General features: G+C 61.8%; 15 protein-coding genes and 1 pseudogene. 4 read left to right on the forward strand and 12 right to left on the reverse strand.

Features of this window, described 5'->3' with window-relative positions:
* Window positions 1-221: 221 nt before the first annotated feature.
* Window positions 222-359: pseudogene (locus tag O148_RS18250) on the forward strand (type IV toxin-antitoxin system AbiEi family antitoxin domain-containing protein); the annotation flags it as partial.
* A gap of 171 nt (window positions 360-530) precedes the next feature.
* The gene (locus O148_RS18120; RefSeq protein ID WP_240470834.1) at window positions 531-1,076 is read left to right on the forward strand and encodes a hypothetical protein; all 546 of its coding nucleotides are present in this window, start codon (window positions 531-533) and stop codon (window positions 1,074-1,076) included.
* A gap of 68 nt (window positions 1,077-1,144) precedes the next feature.
* Here the strand turns inward: O148_RS18120 and O148_RS15760 are convergent, their stop codons facing one another.
* From O148_RS15760 to O148_RS17090, 12 genes are all read right to left on the reverse strand, one after another.
* Window positions 1,145-1,867 (reverse strand): triose-phosphate isomerase family protein, encoded by a 723-nt coding sequence (locus O148_RS15760; RefSeq protein ID WP_169737522.1) that lies wholly within the window; start codon window positions 1,865-1,867, stop codon window positions 1,145-1,147.
* 16 nt (window positions 1,868-1,883) lie between these two features.
* Window positions 1,884-2,915: a 4-hydroxythreonine-4-phosphate dehydrogenase PdxA gene (locus tag O148_RS0108680; RefSeq protein ID WP_026530598.1), complete on the reverse strand. Its 1,032-nt coding sequence runs from the start codon at window positions 2,913-2,915 to the stop codon at window positions 1,884-1,886.
* The gene (locus O148_RS0108685) at window positions 2,912-3,373 is read right to left on the reverse strand and encodes a ribose-5-phosphate isomerase (protein ID WP_026530599.1); all 462 of its coding nucleotides are present in this window, start codon (window positions 3,371-3,373) and stop codon (window positions 2,912-2,914) included. Before O148_RS0108685 ends, O148_RS0108680 begins: the two co-directional genes overlap by 4 nt.
* A gap of 26 nt (window positions 3,374-3,399) precedes the next feature.
* The gene (locus O148_RS15765) at window positions 3,400-5,154 is read right to left on the reverse strand and encodes a dihydroxyacetone kinase family protein (protein WP_051620031.1); all 1,755 of its coding nucleotides are present in this window, start codon (window positions 5,152-5,154) and stop codon (window positions 3,400-3,402) included.
* Window positions 5,151-6,104 carry a sugar phosphate isomerase/epimerase family protein gene (locus O148_RS15770; RefSeq protein ID WP_051620032.1) on the reverse strand — a complete coding sequence of 318 codons (954 nt, stop codon included), beginning with the start codon at window positions 6,102-6,104 and terminating at the stop codon, window positions 5,151-5,153. The genes O148_RS15765 and O148_RS15770 overlap by 4 nt, the downstream gene beginning before the upstream one ends.
* Window positions 6,101-7,669 (reverse strand): tripartite tricarboxylate transporter permease, encoded by a 1,569-nt coding sequence (locus O148_RS15775; RefSeq protein WP_075204333.1) that lies wholly within the window; start codon window positions 7,667-7,669, stop codon window positions 6,101-6,103. The genes O148_RS15770 and O148_RS15775 overlap by 4 nt, the downstream gene beginning before the upstream one ends.
* Window positions 7,670-7,676: 7 nt before the next feature.
* Entirely contained in the window at window positions 7,677-8,258 is a 582-nt protein-coding gene (locus O148_RS0108705; protein WP_026530600.1) for a tripartite tricarboxylate transporter TctB family protein, read from the reverse strand.
* Window positions 8,255-9,226 (reverse strand): tripartite tricarboxylate transporter substrate binding protein, encoded by a 972-nt coding sequence (locus O148_RS0108710; RefSeq protein WP_026530601.1) that lies wholly within the window; start codon window positions 9,224-9,226, stop codon window positions 8,255-8,257. The genes O148_RS0108705 and O148_RS0108710 overlap by 4 nt, the downstream gene beginning before the upstream one ends.
* 167 nt (window positions 9,227-9,393) lie before the next feature.
* Window positions 9,394-10,101 carry a GntR family transcriptional regulator gene (locus tag O148_RS0108715; RefSeq protein WP_051620033.1) on the reverse strand — a complete coding sequence of 236 codons (708 nt, stop codon included), beginning with the start codon at window positions 10,099-10,101 and terminating at the stop codon, window positions 9,394-9,396.
* Between the two features lie 64 nt (window positions 10,102-10,165).
* Complete coding sequence (locus O148_RS15780) at window positions 10,166-11,239, reverse strand: Rv2578c family radical SAM protein (protein WP_051620034.1); 1,074 nt, start codon at window positions 11,237-11,239, stop codon at window positions 10,166-10,168.
* Between the two features lie 135 nt (window positions 11,240-11,374).
* Window positions 11,375-12,202 (reverse strand): alpha/beta fold hydrolase, encoded by an 828-nt coding sequence (locus tag O148_RS0108725; RefSeq protein ID WP_035745556.1) that lies wholly within the window; start codon window positions 12,200-12,202, stop codon window positions 11,375-11,377.
* Entirely contained in the window at window positions 12,199-12,693 is a 495-nt protein-coding gene (locus O148_RS17090; RefSeq protein ID WP_051620035.1) for an SRPBCC family protein, read from the reverse strand. The genes O148_RS0108725 and O148_RS17090 overlap by 4 nt, the downstream gene beginning before the upstream one ends.
* A 115-nt stretch (window positions 12,694-12,808) precedes the next feature.
* Here O148_RS17090 and argC point away from each other — a divergent pair, with 115 nt between their 5' ends.
* Complete coding sequence (gene argC, locus O148_RS0108735) at window positions 12,809-13,855, forward strand: N-acetyl-gamma-glutamyl-phosphate reductase (protein WP_035745617.1); 1,047 nt, start codon at window positions 12,809-12,811, stop codon at window positions 13,853-13,855.
* Window positions 13,852-15,018, forward strand: a complete 1,167-nt coding sequence (gene argJ / locus O148_RS0108740) for a bifunctional glutamate N-acetyltransferase/amino-acid acetyltransferase ArgJ (protein ID WP_026530605.1) — start codon at window positions 13,852-13,854, stop codon at window positions 15,016-15,018. Before argC ends, argJ begins: the two co-directional genes overlap by 4 nt.
* Window positions 15,019-15,043 lie beyond the last annotated feature (25 nt).

Raw genomic sequence — 15,043 nt, forward strand, 5'->3', positions numbered from 1 at the left:
GTGATCTCCGATTCTCATGGTAGCCGCGGGGGACGCCTCGCGCACTTTGTGTCGGGGGTTAGCGCGGGGTGCGTCCCATCGCGAGTGAGGGGTCTGTTCCGGCCAGCATGTAGACCCATAACTGTTATGGGTCTAAGCCCGCCCTACCCTAGACCCCAGAGTTATCCACAGGCAGCGCTTTCGTCCTCGCGTCACCTCGATAAAACGCGCATTCTGAGCTGATGGACGAAATTGTGAAATCCACTCTGTTTGCTCATTGGGGCGTCGCACGTACCACCGAGCTACTTGAAGCGGGCGTGTCACGAAGTGTGCTGAGCGCCATGGTGGACCAGAAAGTATTGCTCCGGCCATTTCGTGGAGTCTATTGCACCCCTCGAGCTGTGCCGCACTGGGCGCAGCTGCGCTCGCAAGGCTACGACTCCACGTGCGAAACCGCCGCGCGGGCCATCGGCTTGTGGGTATTGAAGGGCCCGTCGGCCCTGCACGCGAGCTATCGGCGGACTGCTTCCCTCCCGGAGACGATAATCCACATGGGTGAGCCTGTTGTGAAGGTTGTCTCGCACAAGCGTCGCTTTGCCAACCGGGTCTTAGACATTGTGGTGAGCGCAATCCGATGTCTACCGGAGCTTCGGGCCCTGGTCATCGCAGAGTCTGCCGTGGTTCAAGGAAAGATTAGTCTGACCGAACTGCGAACGGCGGTGGCAAAGTCCGGGCGTGTCCGAGAGCGTGCTCTGGTGGAGCGTATCAACCCCTTTAGTGAATCCATATTGGAGACGGTGGGAAGGTACTTGCTGGAGGAGGCCGGGTTTCACGTGCAGATCCAGGTGGGTGTCCGTGGCCTGGGCAGGGTTGACGCCATGGTGGACGGCATCCTCGGCATTGAATTCGACGGTCGCGAGAGTCACGACACGAAGGCTGGGTATGACGAGGACCGCCGCCGAAACAATGTCGCCATGGTGGAAGGGATTCCGGTTCTGAGGGTGACCTACGCTCTAGTGGTACACCATCCGGAGGAGTTCATTCGCACGGTGTCCGACGCCTTGGCAAAGCTCATCAAGCGCGGGCACGGGGTCTAAAGAGCAAGAGCCCGAGACCCATAACTGTTATGGGTCTCAATTCGCGCCACTTCAGACCCACAAGGTCCCTATACAGCGGCCTCCCGCAACACCGTTTCAAAATCACGCACCCGGTGCGCAAAGCGCCCCAAGAAGAGGCCGTTCGCCGGCGGGCAGACCCGCGAAAACAGGCCCGGGCCCGCGCTTCCGGCATAGATGACCGTGACCTCGCCGAGTTCGGCACGAATCCCGTCCACGACCTCACGCACGTGCTCATCCGGTGCGGGTTCTTGTGCGCCGATGGCCCAGACGGGCTCGTACGCCAGCACCAGGCTAGGTAACGGCGTCAACGGAGACGGTTGAACAGTGTCGGGGCCCAACCCTGCCGCCCGCACCTGTCGCACGCACTCGGCCGCTGCGGCGCGCGCCGACATGTGGGACTCCTCCCCGATGCACAGCAACGGGACAAGCCCTGACTCAAGGGTGCGCGCCACCTTTTCCGCCACCACAGCGTCGGTCTCGCCGAAGAGTTGGCGCCGTTCGGCGTGACCCAACTCCACCATGGACACGCCAAGCTCGGCAAGTAGCGCGGCGCTGACTTCCCCGGTATAGCCACCGGTGGGGAAGCGGCTGACGTCTTGAGCGCACACGGCGATACCAGCCGGGGCGCATGCGGCTACGGTTTCCACCAAGAAAGGATGGCCGGGAGCAACAAAAACCGTGCCAGCAAAAACAGAATCATGCACGGCCGAGACGACGCACTTCAACCACTCGCGGTAAATCGGGGCGCTCAAATACGCCTTGGTGCTCACCCCTATGACGGTGGCACTACCGTTCATCTGCCGAATCCGCGACAGACTCGACGGAAGCCCGCCGCCGCGCGCCCACCGCAACCGCCAGAGCGAAGGCGTGTTGGATCGCCCCGGTGTCGGCAATACCCTTGCCGACAATGTCGAAAGCGGTACCGTGCGCGGGCGTCGCAATCACTACCGGCAGGCCGCCCTGGATGGTGACGCCCGCGTCAAATCCAATGAGTTTCATCGCGATCTGACCTTGGTCGTGATACATCGTGACCACACCGTCAAAGTCGCCGCGCTTGGCTGCAAGAAACACCGTGTCTGAGGGAAAGGGACCGGACGCATCGATACCTTCGGCGACAGCCAACTCAATCCCCGGTGCAATCTGATCGATCTCCTCACGCCCAAAGTTCCCGTTCTCACCGGCATGCGGGTTCAGCGCACAGACCGCCAAACGCGGCGCCGCTACTCCCGAGTCGCGCAAAAACGAGTTCAATAGCCGAATCGCCGCCAACACCGACTCCGGGCTAATGCGAGCAGCAACCTCGCTGAGTGGAATGTGCGAAGTCACCCGCGCGGTCACTAGTCCTGGCAAAATATTGAGTTCGCTGGTCGTTCCCGAGTAATTCAGTTCCTCGGCGAACCAGCGCAATTCGTCCTCGGACGCCATGCCGCCAAGCTTCAGGCTCGTCTTGTTCAACGGTGCAAACAGCACCGCGTCGATCGCTCCCGCATTTGCCAACTCCATGGCCCGCCGCAACTGGTGCATCACCCGTTCACCGGCCGCTTGCGAGACCTCCCGCAACTGGATCGGCGTTGCCGGTGCGCTCGCATCATCCAGCACCGCTACGTGCGAAGAGTCGGGCTCACTCGCCGTGGCAATACTCACTCCGGCAGCAGCGGCAGCGGCGTCGACCTCGCTCCGATCCGCCAACACATAGATATCCGCCTGCGCCGCCGTGGCTGGATCGGCGAGTACCTTCGCTGCGAGTTCGGGCCCAATTCCGGCCGGGTCTCCGAGCGTCACCGCAATGCGCGGCCGCGGGGTCGTATTCGTGTTCATGCGCTCTCCTCATAGCTGCTGATCGCGGCAACCTTCTCGGCAGATGGCGAACTAGGGTCAAATCGATAGTTGAGCCATTCGTCCACCAGCGTGCGCGCCAATTCCACGCCAATCACGCGTTGGCCCAGGCACAACACCTGTGCGTCATTGCTCAGTACAAGTCGTTGGACCGAGAACGAATCATGCGCCGTACTCGCCCGCACGCCCGGCACCTTATTGGCGGCAATGGCCATTCCCATCCCGGTTCCGCACAAAAGCAACGCCCTATCCGCTTCCCCGTTCGCGACCATCGTTGCCGCATCGTGTCCTATGTGCGGATAAGCTGTGTGCTCATCCGCGCCGACGCCCAGGTCAATCACCTCGCCCACACGCTCGTCCGCACGCAGGTCGGCAAGAATTCGCTCCTTATATTCATACGCGGCATCATCCGCGCCAATAACTATCTTCCAGGGTTCCATGTTCTCTCACCTTTCCATTTGATGAATTACGACGGCGTGTGCCCGGCTTGTTGCGCGGGCCGCACCAATGCGGGCAAAACTATGCCCGTGATTTCCGCGAATGATGTTGCACCCGGGTCCGGGTGTCCCTTGCTTTTCTCGGCCAGCGGACGGGCGCGTCCGCGTTGCGGGAGGAGGTTGGCCGTATCCTGTGCGGCCTGGGCGGTGACCTGGACGGCATTGGCAAGCCACGCCTGCACCGACGCCGGATCCTCAGCATCCACGCCCTCGCGAAGTGCCTCATTGAGCGCATGCAGGGCATCGACGATCGTCTTGTCGCCGGGCCGCGCACCGCCAAGTTCCCGCACATCGTCATAGGCGCGCTGGACCGCGTCCCGAATGGTGAGCGGCCCTGGCTTTTCGGTGTTTCCCAGCGTGTCGGCAAGGGAGCCGAGGATGATGCCCCAAATGGCGCCAGACGTGCCGCCGGCCGCATCGGCAAAGGCCCGGCCAGCGTGAGCCAGAATCTCGGCCGCGCCGATGGATTGCGGGTCCTGATTGCTCGACGCCGCCTGAATTCCGCGACGCATCCCAATGCCGTGATCGCCGTCGCCAGCAAAAGAATCGAGCTGACCCCAATCGCGGTAGCGTTCTTCGGCCAGAACTCTGGCGGAATTCAGGATTTCGGTAGTTTCTTTGGCGAGTTCGGAATGCGAATTCGGGTAGGAAAAGGCGGTGCCATTTTCAGTCTCTGTTAGTGGGGTCTCTTGGGCTTGCAGTGCCTCGGGGCCTGAACCCCGTGTACTCGCCATGCGCACGAACGCGGGGGCGTCAGCCGGTGCGAGCCACAGTGGTTCCAACTCCTCATCAAGCCAGGTGATCGTCAGCGACATTCCCGCCATATCCAGACTTGTGACGAGCTCACCGCTCTGGCCGCCAACAATGTCCAGCCCCATTTTCTCTAGGAGTTTCGCGACGTGTCCGTAGACTGCAAAGATTTCCTCATAAGGCACGCTCCCTAGCCCATTGACGAGCACAGCCACCCTATTGCCCGAGTCGTGAGGCTTCTCGGCAATCAGGGCGTCCACGAGAGTTTCTGCAAGTTCACTGGCGCCAGGTAACGGAGCTTCGCTGATTCCCGGCTCGCCGTGAATACCCATGCCAACGCTCATCATCCCGGGAGGTACTTCGAACAGCGGCTCGGTTGCGCCCGGAAGTGTGCAGCCGTGAAAAGCGACACCCATGCTGACGGTTCTGGCGTTTGCACGCCGCGCCAGACGTTCCACCTCATCGAGCGAGTCCCCGCGTGCGGACGCGGCGCCGGCGATTTTGAACACGACGAGGTCACCGGCGATTCCGCGCCGCAGCTCACGTTGCTCGATCGGCGCGCTAGCGACGTCATCGGTGACAAGAACGGTGCGTACGTCGAACCCTTGAGCGCGGAGTTGGCGCTCGGCGAGACCAAAATGCAGCACGTCCCCGGCGTAATTGCCGAAACTCAGAAGCACTCCTCGGCCCATTGAGCTTGCCTTCACCACCGATTCAACCTGTGCCGCGGACGGCGAAGCAAAAATGTTGCCGCACACGGCCGCGTGGGCAAGACCGTCACCCACCACGCCCGCGAAAGCGGGGTAATGGCCGCTTCCGCCACCGGTGATCACGGCGACCTGCGGTGATTGAGGCAAGTATCGCCGTCGTACTCCGGAACCGGGAACGGGGGCAACGCTGCCGCGATGAGCCGCCGCGAAGCCGGTGAGAAACTCATCCATAAAGGTTTCCGGGTCATCTTTGAGCCAGGTCACGGGCGCTCCTCCTTGGCCATAGCCGGGGACTGGGCGAGGAGTTCGCGCAAGTAGCGCTGGTTTAGAGCACTCACGCCAAGCCCGTCGCCGCCATAGTGTTCGCAACACAAGACGCCGTTGAAGCCGAGTTCCAGTGCGCGGTTCAGGGCGTCGCGGTAATTGATGAACCCGAGTTCGAGCGGTGCAGGCATAGAGGTGATGGTGCCCGTGTCCGGGTTCTCGTCGCGGAAGTAATTCTTAACCTGCCAATAGTTGGTGTAGGGGAGGGTGGCGTCGAGAATGGCGCGCCAGTCTTCGATGCTGCGGTGCAGGCGCACCAGGTTGCCGATGTCAGGGTTGAGGCCAACGTTGTCAAGGCCAATGTCTTCGATGAGGCGTACCGCGCTGGCGGCCGTGCCGAGGTAGGTGTCCTCGTACATTTCTAACGAGACCTGCAGGCCCTCCTCGGCGGCGTGCTCACCGATCTCGCGGAAACGGGTGACCGCAAGGTCCCACGTTTCCTTGTCATCTTCGGGATCCCCATTGCCTGGAGCAGTCCAGAACCAGAGCCGCTTGTGTTGCTCAGCGGTGAGTTGCTGGTGGAGCCCGAGCGATAAGGTGGTAAACCCGAGCGTGCCGGCCGTGTCGATACTGCGGTGCACGTAGGCGAGGTTGTCTTTGCCGGACTTCGGGTCAATCACACTCTTGCGAACGATCGAAAGGACCGGGACTTCGAGACGCTCCGCGGTTGCGGCGTCCTTGAGTTCTTGCAGGCGGTTGCCGGTGAGATCGCCCGGCCGGACCCACGAATCAGTCAGGTCTACGTTCGTGAAGCCGACCGCGGCGACTTGGCGAAAGGTATGACGCCACGTCTGTGCGCTTGCCTCCTGAGTCGGGGTGCCATCGGGTGCGGTTCCCGGAAATTGCAAGAGCGCTGCGGCGATGGGCCAGGTTTCGGGGGAGTGGCTCATGGTCTGTCGCCTTCACTGTTGTTGCTGCCGTTGTCACTGCCGGTGGACGTGTTTACGGCTGATGGTTGTTGGGGTTGCTGAACTCTGGTTGCCTTGCGCTTTGCCCGACGGTTGAAAATCACCGGCGCAATCAAGAAGAGCGCAGCGATGGCGAAAATGATGAGGGCAATGGGACTGGAGAAGATGACACCGAAGTTGCCGTCGCCGAGCGCTGAGGTCTGTACCAGCGCCTTCTCGAAGAGCGGACCAAGGACCAGTCCAAGCACGAGCGGTGCCACCGGAAGATCCAGGACTTTGAAAACATAGCCAATAACTCCGGCTATCAGGGCGACCCACACTCCGAACATGGTGCCGGACACTGCGAACGCGCCGACCAGGCTGGTCAGCAGGATGATCGGATACAAGATGGTGTATCGAATCCGCAGCAACATTGCGAAAACCGGAGCGAGCGGCAAGTTGAGCACTAGCAGAATCAGGTTTCCAATGAAGAAAGAAACCAAAAGACCCCAGACGAGAGCCGGTTGCTTATCAAAGAGAAGCGGTCCCGGTTGCAAGCCATAAATCGTAAATGCGCCAAGGAGGACGGCGGTGGTGCCGCCACCGGGGATACCGAGTGCCAGAGTGGGCACCAGCGACGCGTTAGCGGCAGAGTTGTTGGCAGCCTCGGGCGAGGCGACGCCTTCGATCGCGCCCTTGCCCATTTGGTCGCGGTTTTTGCTCACACGCTTTTCAAAGCCGTAGGCCATAAACGTGGCGAGCGTGGCGCCGGCACCGGGGAGCGCGCCCAGAATGAAACCGACGAGTCCGCCGCGCGCGGTAGGACCGGGGATGCGCTTCATATCGGAGCGGGAAATGATCATGTCGCGGAAACGGGTGCGGATAGGTTTCGGGTTGCCGCGGCGCAACTGGTAAAGCACCTCGCTAATGGCGAAGAGGCCGATCATAACTTCGATGAACGGGATTCCGGAGAGCAGGTTCATCGAACCGAAGGTGTAGCGCGCGTCCGAAAATACCGCGGCCACACCCACGGTGGAGACAAGGAGCCCAATTCCCGTCATGACAAGCGCCTTAGAAAGCTGGGCCCCGGCAAAGCTTGCCACGGTGAGCAGGCCCAGGGTCATGACGGCGAGGTTTTCCACGGGACCGAAATTAAGCGCAAACTGTGCGAAAAGCGGTGCCAGCAACATCAAGCCGATGAGCGAAATGATGGCTGCGCCAAAGGAAGATATGGCGGATACCGCGAGTGCAACCCCGGCCTTGCCCTTTCGCGCTAACTGGTAGCCGTCGATGACCGTGACCACACTTGACGAGTCGCCGGGCGTGGCAATCAAAATGGAGGTGATAGAGCTTCCGTATTGCGCCCCGTAATAGATGCCCGCCAGCATGATGAGCGCGGTGACCGGCTCCATGGTGAGGGTCAGCGGGATCAAGATGGCGACGCCGGTGGTCGAGCCAAGGCCCGGCATGAGTCCAATGACGGTGCCGAGGACCACGCCGATCAGACACCACAGCAGGTTTTCCGGCGTGAGCGCCGTCTGGAAACCCAGGATCAAATTGTCTAACATGTGGGACCTAAATTCCGAAGATGCCGATGGGAAGGCGGATGCCAAGGAGCATCACGAATATGCCGTAGATCGCCGCGGTCGCGAGAATGCTCACGAGCGCTGCGGTGAGAATCTTGAGGCGTTCCACCCCGAGGGTGATTGCCAGCAGCATGAGAAAGAACGCCGGGATCATGCCAAGCACGGGTGTGAGCAGGAGAGCCACGAACATCACCGCGACAACCAGAACGAACTTCCGTGCAGCTCCGGTTGCGCCAGCGCTTATGTCCCCCTCGTCTCTTGAGGATCCGTCATCTGCGTTTCCGCTCGCGTCCATGGCTTCCGCGCGTTCGGCGGCAACCTGTTCAAGCTCCGCGTCGATCTGGTTGTCGATGGGGGAGTCAAGGGGGTTGCCGGTGTACTCTCGGACGCCATCGATGAGGGCGAAGACCACGATGAGAACCCCCGCTAAGAGCGGCATGAACCCAGGGCCGATCTGCCCGTTGTCGAGGACAACTCGGTATCCGAACCCGGAAATGATGGCGGCGGCGCCGATGGCGAGGGCGACAAGATCAAAGACCAGCCGCCCTCGGCGCAGAGCAGAAGGCGTCACTTGGCGAGCGCCTTCTTGAGTTCATCGTTTGTCGTCTTCAGGTAGGCGGAAAAGTCGTCGCCGTAGGCCGCGTCGGGTTGCATCATGTTGTCTTCGATGTAGGACTTGTACGCGTCCGACTCGGCAAACTTTTTGGCGGCATCGATCCAGTACTGCTTGGATTCCTCGCTGATTCCGCCTGGAGCAATGAACGAACGGAACTGAGCGTAGGTGACATCGATGCCTTGTTCCGGTGCGGTGGGAACGTCTTTGAGCGCGTCATAGGTGAATCGTTCCTCGGAGAACACGCAAAGCGGTTTCACCTGCTTGGCTTCGATCTGGCCCATGACTTCGCTCGGGCTGTTGAAAATCACGTCAACCTTGCCGCCCAAAAGCGCTGCCACAACCTCACCTCCGGATTCAAAGGGAACCCGGTCGAGCTTGGCTCCGGCGTTCTTTTCCAGGAGGCTGGCGAGCACGGCGTCGTTGCTGATAGCGCCGGAAACCCCGGCCACGACGCGTTTGTTCTTTGAAGCGTCTACCACTTCCTTGCAGGAGTTATACGGCGAATCTTGTTTGACTACCATGACGCTCGCGTCATCTCCCAATTTCATGATGGGGGTGAAGTCCTCGTAGGTGAACGTCACATCTGGTTGCGAAATCGGCAAGGCAAGCATGGCGGTTTCCGCTGGCAAAAGGTACGTGTCGTTTCCCTTTTGGGCTTGGAACTGTGCGTAACCAACGGCGCCAGAGCCGCCCTCCACATTGGTGGTGGTGAAACGCAAGCCGGTGACAGATTCTAGGCCGTCGGCAATAGCACGACCCGAAATATCGCTACCGCCACCGGCACCGAACGGGACGAGCATGGTGATGTTTCCGCTGGGTTTGTAGCCCCCTGCGGACCCACCCCCAGAATTTTGTGAGCATGCGCTCAAGGTGGCGACGAGCGCGGCGGAAGCGACGATTGCTCCGACTGATTTGAACCGCATGAGAATCTCCCTCGACTACGTTGGCGGCGAAAGCTAACTGCGTTCTGCGCAGAATCCTATTGGATTATGTCGACTATACGCGCATGACGGGCGGAGGCCAAGGGATTTTCTAAAATTTCCTATAGGAAAATGTGCGAGCTGCCGTTGTGGCGGAGAAGTGGCCTGCCTTACGAGGCGTCGGCGACGGAGCGTTTGTGAACCGCTTCGATGTGTTCTTGCATGGCCTTGACCGTCGAATCGCGATCCCCGCTGGTGAATTCGCTCAGGATCCGAGAGTGCTCGGCAATGGCTTGATTGACGTCGTCAACGCCATGGGAAACGCTTTGCCGTAGCCGTACGGCGTGAGTGCTGGTTTTCGAGGCCATGTCGGTGAGGAATCTATTGCCGGTCGCTTCGACAATTACCCGGTGGAAGCCCCAATCGGCATCGAAGTATCGGATGAAGTCGGGGTTTTCGGTGACGGCCTGGTCGGTGGCGTGGGACAGCAGTTCCGCTGCGACGCTCATGTGGTTGGCGTGTTGGGCCCGCAGTTTGGGAATGAGTTCGTCTCGGTGGTCAAATGCAAGTCCCGCGGCGTTTGTCTCGATAATCGCGCGCGCCGCGAAGAGTTCATCAATCTCGTCGCGGTCAATGGGGTGGGTGACCCGGAATCCTTTGAGCGCGACGTGTTCCACCAAGCCGGTGGATTGCAATTGAAGCAACGCTTCACGGACCGGGGTAGGGGATACCTTGAGGTCGCGAGCAAGGGTGTCGACGCTCAGGCGGCTTCCTGGCGGGTATTTTCCCGACAGCACCATTGTGAGGAGTTGGTCGTAGATGGAGTCGCGCATGGCAGCGCGAAGGTCCTTGGATGGTTCGGGCGCCGGGCTTTCCATGCATTGAAGTGTACAAGTTGGTCCGTACGGTGCAGGGGCTCAATAAGTAGAACCCGAAACGGAACTAAAACAACGGCACGGTCGCCGCCGCTGCCGACTCGCGTTCGTCCGCCGCGGCGGGAGCACTTGGGGCGGGCATGCCATCGAGCATCCGCCACCCGCTCGGATTCGCGCCTGTGGGGGAGGGAGAACCTGCAAAACCAATGCGCCGCTTGATGGTGCGCACGCGATGCGAAAGCCAGGTCCGATAGTCCTTGGGCGCGTAACTGCTTTTGCCATATAGCTTCCGGTAGTGCGGAACGAGGTCCGCGCGTTCGCGCCCGAGCCACTCGAAAAACCATTCCCGCGCGCCGGGCCGCAGATGCAAGGTGCCCACGGTGACGCTGTTGGCACCGGCGTTCTTGAGCCTGGTCAACAAATCGGTGAGCGCTTCTTCGCTATCGGTCAGCCACGGCAAAATCGGCATCGCCATGACATTGCATGTGACTCCCGCTTCGCTGAGCCGCTCCAGGAGCGCGAGCCGCGCCTTGGGGGAGGGCGTTCCCGGTTCCAACGTGCTCTGCAGTTCTCCGTCGGTGAGCGCCAACGACATTCCGATACTGACATTCACGCGCGACGCTGCTTCCTTAATCAACGGCAGATCCCGCGCAAGCAGTGTCCCCTTGGTCAGGATCGAGAACGGTGTCCCCGAATCCGCCAGCGCGCGAATCACGCCCGGCATGATCTTGTACCGTCCCTCGGCGCGCTGATATGGATCAGTGTTGGTGCCCATCGCTACCACCTCACGGCCCCAGGACGGTTTCGCGAGTTCGCGCTGCAGGACCTCGACGGTATTGACCTTCACCACAACTTGAGTATTGAAGTCGTTGCCGGCATCAAAATCCAAATAGGTGTGAGTGTTGCGGGCAAAGCAGTAGACGCACGCATGCGAGCACCCGCGATAGGGATTGATCGTCCACGGGAACGGCACCTTCGAGCTCGTCGGCACGCGATTCAGCACGGATTTCGCGGCGACTTCGTGAAAAGTGATGCCATGAAAATCCGGCGTGGGCGGTGCTAGGAGGGCGTCCGAGGCCGGAAACAGCGCGGCCTGGCTGCCCTCCTGTGCATCCTGCGTTTCGATAGTGTCCCATCGCATGCATTAAATTAGAACACATATTCGAACAAGCGCAACCCCTCCGATTCAAAAAAGGGCACGGCTGGTTTCGGGTGCGCCCTGGTGATCAACGACGGCGGGAGGTTGCCTTCATGAGGCAACCTCCCGCCGTCGTGCTTAAGCAGGCGAACCCTCCCCCTCTTGGCGCGGGAGGAAGGCGTCGAGCAGGTGGAACAGAGCCTCGGGTTGATCGAGGTGCACGTCATGCCCGGCGTCGCGCACCGACATGCACGTGGTTTCCGGGCGTGTGTCGGCGAGCCGCTGAATCTGCGAGGGCGTAAACATGCCGCGTTCGCCGAAGATCGCCAGCGTGGGAGCGTGCACCCTGGACCATTCTTCCCAGCGGGTCGGCACGATTTCGCGCGCGAGGCGCCCCATCGTGAGGGCGTCGAAGCGCGGACGATATCCATCGGAGTGCTTCGCCAGCCCCTCGACCCAGGACCGGGCGATGGCGGAATCGCCAAGGAACTCGGATGCTTCGGCGCGACTGGCAAACGGAAGCGGCCATGACGCGAAATAGGATTGAATTTCGTGCGCAAAATCGGAATCGGGCTGGCCCGCGGGCACGGTTTCCATGAGCGCCAATGTGCCGACACGCGAGGGCGCGATAGCCGCGGCAACCATCGCAATCAATCCGCCCAGAGACTGCCCGACGAGCGACACGCGCACACCGGGCACTAAGCGATCTGCAACGCGCCACACGTCCTCGACGAGTGCGTCCACGCTGACATCCACGGGGACCTGCTCACTCAGGCCGTGTCCGCGCAGGTCTGGAACCAGGGCGGTGCGTCCTTTCGCTGCGAGCTTGTCGGCGAGAAGAATCATCTCCTCCCCTGAGCCAGCGAGCCCGTGCAACAACAGCACGGCCGGGCCCGCTCCCCAGCGTCGAACACTGAGGCGCGTGCCATCGCTGCCGTTCACCTCGACACGATCACCACTGTTCATCGGCCTGCCTCCAATTCTCTGCGAACCGCCGCGAGCGCTCGCGCCATGACGCGGCCGTGCGCCCAAGCGAATACGGGGCGCAAGCCTAGGGCGCTTCCCCAGCGTAAGGCCCACGAGTTTGCCGCCACGTGCCAGGTGATTTCCACGGTGCTACGTGTTTGCCCACCGCTCTCGCCCGCATCAAACCGCACAATCGCATACCCTGCCAGATCGCCGCGGCTCACCAGCACCAATTCGGACCCTGGTGTCACGGCGACAACCTTCAACCGCACTCGGATCGTCGCGCCGTACGGCGCGCGCACCAGCAGGCCAAAGGAATCGGCGACTTGCGCTCGCCAGGGGGCATCGCCGTCGAGCATCACGTCCGGGAACCACGCGGCCCACGCGCGCCGCACCACCAAGGCATCCCAGCATGCCGACACCGGCGCATAAATATTCCATTCCGTCACAAACCGGTAAATCAGCGGATGCGGTGCGCACTCGAAATCCATTGTGCAGAAAATGCACGCCTTAGCGGCGTGTCGCGCGCGTGTCTTGCACAGTCGAAAGAGAGCGGGATGAATAAATATGTGCAGGGTTGCATAAAACTGCTGTATGCTGGTTGGCATGAGCACTGGGGACCACACCTTTACCGTAGCCGTCGCGGGCGCGAGTGGCTATGCCGGCGGGGAACTGCTGCGGCTTCTCGCCCGCCACCCGAACGTCGAAATCGGCGCGATCACCGCGCACTCCAACGCGGGCAGCCGTCTTGGCGACATTCAACCCCACCTGCACTCGCTGCGCGATCGCATCCTTGAGGACACCACGGCCGCGAACCTTGCGGGACATGACGTGGTTTTCCTCGCGCTCCCGCACGGCGCGAGCGCGGCGCTCGCCGAACAACTCCCCGAGGATACCCTCATCATCGACGCCGGTGCGGATTTCCGCCTTGAAGAGCCCGCGCAGTGGGAAAAGTTTTACCAGAGCGAGCACGCCGGAACCTGGCCTTATGGGCTCCCCGAGCTGCCCGGTGCCCGCGAAGCGCTCAAGAATACCAATCGCATCGCGGTCCCCGGTTGCTACCCGACCAGCGCGCAACTCGCCCTCGCGCCGGGCTTCGCGGCCGGACTTTTAGAACCCGAGGACGTCGTCATCGTGGCCGCATCCGGCACCTCCGGCGCGGGCAAAGCGCTCAAGCCGCACTTGCTCGGCTCGGAAGTCATGGGCGGTATGAGCCCGTACGGGGTCGGCGGCTCGCACCGGCACACCCCCGAGATCGAGCAGGGCCTCAGCCGCACCGCGGGCGAGCCCGTCACCATTTCCTTCACGCCCACGCTCGCGCCGATGAGCCGCGGCATCCTGACCACCGCGACCGCGCGGGTCAAGCCGGGAGTTGACGCGCAGCAGTTGCGCGAGGCCTGGGAAAAGATGTACGACGACGAGCCTTACGTTCACCTCTTGGCCGACGGTCAATGGCCGCACACCAAGGCAGTACAAGGTTCCAATCACGCGATCGTGCAGCTCGCCTTTGACGAGCACGCAGGGCGGGTCATTGTGGTTGCGGCCATCGATAATCTCACCAAAGGGACGGCCGGGGGAGCCGTGCAGTCCATGAATATTGCGCTGGGCCTGGCGGAAACCTCGGGCTTGGACATGGAAGGAATGGCGCCGTGAGCGAGAACGTAGGAGTGACCGCGCCCCAGGGCTTTACCGCGTCCGGTGTCGTCGCGGGGCTCAAGTCAAGCGGGGATAGGGACGTCGCAGTGGTGGTCAACAACGGCCCGGAATATTCCGCTGCCGCGGTGTTCACCTCAAACAAGGTCGCCGCCGCCCCCGTGCAGTGGTCCCGTCAAGTCATTACCGACGGTCGCGCCGATGCCGTCGTGCTCAATTCCGGCGGCGCGAACGCGTGCACGGGGGCGCAAGGCTTTCAGAACACGCACACGACCGCCGAAGCCGCGGCCGCCGCGCTCGGGATCTCCCCGGGCGACGTGCTGGTGTGCTCCACCGGTCTCATCGGCGTGCACTTGCCGATGAACCACCTCATTCCCGGAGTCCAAGACGCAATCCTTGAGCTGAGCGAAACCGGGGGAGGCGACGCGGCCGAAGCGATCATGACCACGGACACGATCCCCAAAACCAATGAGTACATGTCTCCGGACGGTTACATCATTGGCGGCATGGCCAAGGGCGCCGGGATGCTTGCGCCCGGACTGGCAACAATGCTCGTGGTCATCACCACCGACGCTTCCCTCTCCCCGACCGAACTGGACCGCGCCCTCCGCGAAGCCTGCCGTACGAGCTTCAATCGGGCCGACTCGGACGGTTGCATGTCCACCAATGACACCGTCATCGCCATGGCGAGCGGCGCTTCCGGTATCGAGGCGAATCCAGAGCCGTTTACCGAGGAGTTGCGCGAGTTGTGCCAAGACCTCGCCGAGCAGCTTATTGCCGACGCCGAAGGCGCCGACCACACCATCGCCATCACTACCTTGAACGCCGCCACCGAAGCGCAAGCCGAAGAGGCCAGCCGTGCGGTGGCCCGCTCCAACCTGTTCAAGACCGCGATCTTTGGCAAGGACCCCAACTGGGGCCGAGTCCTCTCCGCCGTAGGAACCACCGGCGCCGAGTTCGATCCCAACCTGATCGACGTCACGATCAATGACGTCATGGTGTGCCGCGCCGGCGGCATCGGGGAGGATCGCGAACTGGTCGATCTGGGGCCGCGCGATGTGAGCGTCGTCATCGATTTGCACGCGGGGGAGCACCTCGCGACGATCCTCACGAATGACCTCACCCACGCCTACGTGCACGAGAATTCGGCATATTCCTCCTAGACGATTCCGGCCGCGCTCACAGCCG

This window comes from Haematomicrobium sanguinis DSM 21259, assembly GCF_000688395.1.
In the GTDB taxonomy this organism is placed as follows: Bacteria; Actinomycetota; Actinomycetes; order Actinomycetales; family Micrococcaceae; genus Haematomicrobium; species Haematomicrobium sanguinis.

Bases quoted from the DNA above. Each gene is read 5' to 3' on its own strand.
- O148_RS18120 (WP_240470834.1), top strand. From the start codon at position 531: ATGGGTGAGCCTGTTGTGAAGGTTGTCTCGCACAAGCGTCGCTTTGCC.
- O148_RS0108680 (WP_026530598.1), bottom strand. From the start codon at position 2,915: ATGAACACGAATACGACCCCGCGGCCGCGCATTGCGGTGACGCTCGGA.
- O148_RS0108685 (WP_026530599.1), bottom strand. From the start codon at position 3,373: ATGGAACCCTGGAAGATAGTTATTGGCGCGGATGATGCCGCGTATGAA.
- O148_RS15770 (WP_051620032.1), bottom strand. From the start codon at position 6,104: ATGAGCCACTCCCCCGAAACCTGGCCCATCGCCGCAGCGCTCTTGCAA.
- O148_RS15775 (WP_075204333.1), bottom strand. From the start codon at position 7,669: ATGTTAGACAATTTGATCCTGGGTTTCCAGACGGCGCTCACGCCGGAA.
- O148_RS0108710 (WP_026530601.1), bottom strand. From the start codon at position 9,226: ATGCGGTTCAAATCAGTCGGAGCAATCGTCGCTTCCGCCGCGCTCGTC.
- O148_RS0108715 (WP_051620033.1), bottom strand. From the start codon at position 10,101: ATGGAAAGCCCGGCGCCCGAACCATCCAAGGACCTTCGCGCTGCCATG.
- O148_RS15780 (WP_051620034.1), bottom strand. From the start codon at position 11,239: ATGCGATGGGACACTATCGAAACGCAGGATGCACAGGAGGGCAGCCAG.
- O148_RS0108725 (WP_035745556.1), bottom strand. From the start codon at position 12,202: ATGAACAGTGGTGATCGTGTCGAGGTGAACGGCAGCGATGGCACGCGC.
- O148_RS17090 (WP_051620035.1), bottom strand. From the start codon at position 12,693: ATGGATTTCGAGTGCGCACCGCATCCGCTGATTTACCGGTTTGTGACG.
- argC (WP_035745617.1), top strand. From the start codon at position 12,809: ATGAGCACTGGGGACCACACCTTTACCGTAGCCGTCGCGGGCGCGAGT.